Origin of the sequence: uncultured Arenimonas sp. (assembly GCF_963976025.1) — a bacterium.
In the GTDB taxonomy this organism is placed as follows: domain Bacteria; phylum Pseudomonadota; class Gammaproteobacteria; order Xanthomonadales; family Xanthomonadaceae; genus Arenimonas.
The window spans coordinates 1-4,691 of sequence record NZ_CAXBJS010000198.1; the positions used below are offsets into that span (position 1 = coordinate 1).

A 4,691-nucleotide genomic window follows, 5' to 3' on the forward strand; every position below is an offset into this window, starting at 1 on the left:
CCAGGCCATGCGGATGAAGAAGGGACCGTAATGGCCGTAGTCGGCCGGCCACCAGTCCTGGGAATCGGTCATCAGGGCGTGCAGGTCCTTGATGACGGCGTCGAGGTCGAGTTTCTTGAACTCTTCGCGGTAGTCGTAGTCCTCGCCCATCGGGTTGGCCCGCGGCGAATGGCCGTGGAGGATGCCGAGGTTGAGCTGGTTGGGCCACCAGTCCGCGTTCGTCCAGGCACCGGTGATGGCTTGGCTGCGGCTTCCGCCCGAGAAGGGGCATTTTGCTTCGTTGGACATGGCGTTCTCTCCTGGGATCCGCGGATGGTCAGGACAGAGTGGCCCTCTGATTGCGATAGGTGAAGTTCTTTTTTCCAATGGCTGCCATAGCGGCTGACTATCGTTCCGCGCCGGCCGCGCCGTTGCAGGGGCTTAACGGGCCCCCGTGATAGCCTCCGGGCTCGTTTTCATGCCCCGGAGCCCCTCCATGCGAATCGCTCGCACCCCCCTTGCCCTCGCTTTCGCCCTTTCCCTGGGCCTGGCCGCCTGCAGCCCATCCGAGGAGCCGGCCGCCACGCCGGAAGCCACCCCGGAAGCCGCGGTCGCCGACAGCGCCGAAACCGCCGACCGCGACGCCCAGGTCGACCCGATGGACGCGGTCCTGGCCGGTGACTGGCGCGACGCCGACAACGTGGCCCGCGACGCCTGGCGCCACCCGCGCGAAACCCTTGCCTTCTTCGGCGTCGGCCCCAGCCAGACCATCGTCGAGATCTCCCCGGGCGGCGGCTGGTACACCGAAATCCTGGCCGCGCTGCCGGGCGAAAAGGGCGGCTACATCGGCGTCATCAACGACCCGGCGAAGTCGGGCAACGAACGCGCCCAGAACTACTACACCGAAGCCAACACCAAGCTGCGCGACAAGCTGGCGGCGCGCCCGGACGTCTACGGCGAAGCCACCCTGGTCGAGATCGACCCGAAGGCGCCGGTGATCGGCGAGCCGGGCTCGGCCGACGTGGTGCTGACTTTCCGCAACGTGCACAACTGGGTGATGGCCGGCAATGAAGCGGCGATGTTCCAGTCCTTCTACGACGTGCTGGCGCCGGGCGGCGTGTTGGGCGTTGTCGAACACCGCGCCGCGGCGGGCAAGACCCTGGCCGAGGTGAAGACTTCCGGCTACCTGCCCGAGGACTACGTGATCGGCCTGGCCGAAGCCGCCGGTTTCGTGCTCGAGGAAAAGAGCGAGATCAACGCCAACCCGGCCGACACCAAGGACCACCCCAACGGCGTCTGGACCCTGCCGCCGGGCAACAACCACGAAGAAGCCGACGCGGCCAAATACGCCGCCATCGGCGAAAGCGACCGCATGACCCTGCGCTTCGTGAAGCCCCAGGCCGAATAAGCCTTGGTATCCAATGTGGGAGGGGCTTCAGTCCCGATGCTTTCGCGGCAAAGGCATCGGGACTGAAGTCCCTCCCACAATCGTGTCAGGCCATCAGCTCGCCGGTCTGCAGGCGCCAGAGGGCGGCATAAGCGCCGCCCTTTTCCAGCAGCTCGTCGTGGCTGCCCGATTCGACGATGCGGCCGGCGTCCATCACGTGGATGACGTCGGCGTGGCGTACGGTGCTCAGCCGGTGCGCCACCACCAGGGTCGTCCGGCCCTTCGCGGCGCGGGTGAGTGAACGCTGGATCGCGGCTTCGGTTTCGTTGTCCACGGCCGAGGTGGCTTCGTCGAGCACCAGCACCTTCGGGTCGCGGTACAGCGCGCGCGCCAGGGCGATGCGCTGGCGCTGGCCGCCACTGAGGTTGCCGCCGCGTTCGCCCACTTCGCTGTCGTAGCCCAGCGGCAGCGCGTCGATGAAGCCATGCGCCTCGGCGGCGCGGGCCGCCGCTTCCACCCGGGCACGGTCGGGCTGGCGTTCGCCGTAGGCGATGTTGTCGGCGACCGTACCGTCGGTCAGGAAGGGCTCCTGGGCGACGTAGCCCACCGCCCGGCGCAGCGCGGCTGGCGCGATGCCCGCCAGGTCGGCGCCATCGAGCACCAGCCGGCCCTGCTTCGGGTCCAGGAAGCGCAGCAGCAGCTTGAGCAGGGTGGACTTGCCCGCGCCCGTGCCGCCGACCAGGGCGACGGTGGCGCCGGCAGGGATGTGCAGGCTGATGTCCTGCACCGCCACGCGCCCTTCGTAGTCGAATCCGACGCCCTCGAAGCGAAGTTCGCCGCGGGCGTCCGCCGGTACCTCGCCGGTGCCGCGCACCGGCACCGGCATGTCCAGCAGGTCCATCACCCGGTTCACCGAGGCCATGGCGCGCTGGTACAGGTCCACCATGTCGGCCAGGCGGGTCAGCGGCCACAGCAGGCGCTGGGTGAGGTATACGAGCGCCGAATAGCTGCCCACCCCCAGTTCGCCGCGCAGGGTGAGCACGCCGCCGTAAAGCAGCGTGGCCACGAAGCCGGCCAGGATGGCCATGCGGATGACCGGCGTGATCGCCGCCGAAAAACGAATGGCGTCGGCGTTGCGCGCGCGGAAGCCATCCGAGGCCTGGCGCAGGTGTTCGGCCTCGAACTCTTCGGCGGTGTAGGCCTGGATGGTGGCCATGCCGGCCAGGTTGTTGTTGAGCCGGGCCGATACCGTGGCCGCGGCTTCGCGCGCCGCGGCATAACGCGGGGCCAGCCGCTTCTGGAACCAGAAGGCGCCGATCAGGATCAGCGGTATCGGCAGCATCGCCAGCGCCGCCAGGCTGGCGGTCAGCACGAAGAACACCGCGCCGACCAGCAGCGAGGAAACCACCACCTGGATCAGGTCGTTGGCGCCGGTGTTGAGGAAACGTTCGATCTGGTTGACGTCTTCGTTCATCAGCGCCATCAGCCGGCCGCTGCGTTCGCGTTCGATCACCGCCGGCGGCAGCCGCTGCAGGTGGCCGTAGGCGGCCTGGCGCAGGGCGTGCTGCAGTTCCTGGGCGAGCCCGCGCCACTTCACCGCCAGCAGGTATTCGAACAGGGACTCGAGCGCCCAGACCGCGATCGACAGGGCCACCAGCAGGTACAGCTGGTGCAGCGGGTCGGGCACGCCCAGGCCGGCCAGGAAGGAGTCCTGCTGGTTCACCACCACGTCCACGGCCACGCCGATGAGCAGCTCGGGAAGCACGTCGAAGAACTTGTTGAGCACCGAATAGACCGTGGCGGCCACGGCGGTGCCCCGGTGGGGGCGGGCGAAGCCGGCAAGGCGGCGCAGCGGGTGTTCGCGGGTCATGGGGGTTCCCTGTGCGGGGCCGGTCCTGGCCCCGGCAGCATTTTCCCATGCGGCGTAGAATGGACGGATGCTTATCGCCTTCAATAAACCCTACGGTGTACTGAGCCAGTTCACGGACAAGACGGTTCCGCCGCGGCCGACGCTGGCGGGCTTCGACCTGCCCGAAGGCGTTTACGCCGCCGGCCGGCTCGACCAGGACTCCGAAGGCCTGCTCCTGCTGTCCGACGACGGCCCGCTGATCGCCCGCATCAGCTCGCCCAAGTTCCACTGGCCCAAGACCTACCTGGCCCAGGTGGAAGGCGACGCCACCGAAGAACAGCTCACGATGCTGCGCCAGGGCGTCGAGCTAAAGGACGGCACCACCCGCCCGGCCAAGGCCCAGAAGCTGGTCGGCGCGCCCGACTGGCTGTGGCCGCGCACCCCGCCGGTGCGCCAGCGCAAGACGGTGGCCGACAGCTGGATCGAGCTGACCATCACCGAGGGCCGCAACCGCCAGGTGCGGCGCATGACCGCCGCCATCGGCCTGCCGACCCTGCGCCTGCTGCGCATTGCCGTCGGTCCGCACCGACTCGAAGGCCTGCGCCCCGGCCTGTGGCGCGAAGAACCCTTGTAGCCCCCGGACGCCGGTAGTCAAATGGGGTCAGGCCCCATTGCCTGCCGGAGGGTGTGTGGAATTCAAGGATCATTTTTCGCAGCACGCGGCCGACTATGCCGCGGCCCGCCCCACCTACCCGCATGCGCTTTACCAATGGCTGGCCGACCAGTGCCGGCACCACGACCTGGTCTGGGACGTCGGCTGCGGCAACGGCCAGGCCAGCATCGCGCTGGCGCACTGGTTCAACCGCATCCACGCCAGCGACGCCAGCCGCGAACAGATCGCCAATGCGCCCGAACACCCGCGCGTGACCTGGCGCGTCGAAACCGCCGAACACTGCACCTTGCGCACCGACACCGTCGACCTGGTCACCGCGGCGCAGTGTTACCACTGGTTCGACCAGGAGCGTTTTTGCAACGAGGCCCTGCGCGTGCTCAAGCCCGACGGGTTGTGCGCGGTGTGGTGTTACGGCAGGTCGCGGGTCAGCCACGAGGTCGACGCGGTTTTCCACGAACTCTATGAAGACCGGCTGGGCCCCTACTGGCCGCACGAACGCCGGCACGTCGAGGACGGCTACCGGCATCTGCCGTTCCGGTTCGAGGCGCTGGGCGAGATCCCGCACCTGGAAATGAGCCAGTCCTGGACGCTCGCCCAGTACCTGGCCTACCTGCGCAGCTGGTCGGCCAGCCAGCGTTACCTGGCCGAAACCGGCCGCGATGCGGTCACCGAACTGCAGGCACGGTTTGCCGATGCCTGGGGTGACCCGGACACGGAACGCGAGGTGGACTGGCCGCTGAGCATCCGCGCCGGGCGGGCACCGCCGGCGGATCTGTAGCAGTGGGAGGGACTGAAGTCCCTCC

General features: G+C 68.6%; 4 protein-coding genes and 1 pseudogene. 3 read left to right on the top strand and 2 right to left on the bottom strand.

From position 1 onward, the window contains the following. Positions 1-288: pseudogene (locus AACZ35_RS12550) on the bottom strand (catalase-peroxidase); the annotation flags it as partial. Positions 289-475: 187 nt separating this feature from the next. On the opposite strand from AACZ35_RS12550, the gene AACZ35_RS12555 reads away from it, so the two are divergent. Further along, the gene (locus AACZ35_RS12555) at positions 476-1,387 is read left to right on the top strand and encodes a methyltransferase (protein WP_339829825.1); all 912 of its coding nucleotides are present in this window, start codon (positions 476-478) and stop codon (positions 1,385-1,387) included. A gap of 85 nt (positions 1,388-1,472) precedes the next feature. Here the strand turns inward: AACZ35_RS12555 and AACZ35_RS12560 are convergent, their stop codons facing one another. After that, on the bottom strand, positions 1,473-3,236 hold the full coding sequence (locus AACZ35_RS12560) for an ABC transporter ATP-binding protein (protein ID WP_339829827.1): 1,764 nt from the start codon (positions 3,234-3,236) through the stop codon (positions 1,473-1,475). 67 nt (positions 3,237-3,303) lie between these two features. Between AACZ35_RS12560 and AACZ35_RS12565 the strand changes: the two genes are divergently transcribed. Then, positions 3,304-3,849 carry a pseudouridine synthase gene (locus AACZ35_RS12565; RefSeq protein ID WP_339829829.1) on the top strand — a complete coding sequence of 182 codons (546 nt, stop codon included), beginning with the start codon at positions 3,304-3,306 and terminating at the stop codon, positions 3,847-3,849. A 55-nt stretch (positions 3,850-3,904) separates the two neighbouring features. Then, positions 3,905-4,666 carry a class I SAM-dependent methyltransferase gene (locus AACZ35_RS12570; RefSeq protein WP_339829830.1) on the top strand — a complete coding sequence of 254 codons (762 nt, stop codon included), beginning with the start codon at positions 3,905-3,907 and terminating at the stop codon, positions 4,664-4,666. The last annotated feature ends 25 nt before the right edge of the window (positions 4,667-4,691 follow it).

What these genes read in the sequence shown, in the direction of transcription:
- AACZ35_RS12560 (WP_339829827.1), bottom strand. Translation starts at nt 3,236, where the DNA reads ATGACCCGCGAACACCCGCTGCGCCGCCTTGCCGGCTTCGCCCGCCCC.
- AACZ35_RS12555 (WP_339829825.1), top strand. Translation starts at nt 476, where the DNA reads ATGCGAATCGCTCGCACCCCCCTTGCCCTCGCTTTCGCCCTTTCCCTG.
- AACZ35_RS12565 (WP_339829829.1), top strand. Translation starts at nt 3,304, where the DNA reads ATGCTTATCGCCTTCAATAAACCCTACGGTGTACTGAGCCAGTTCACG.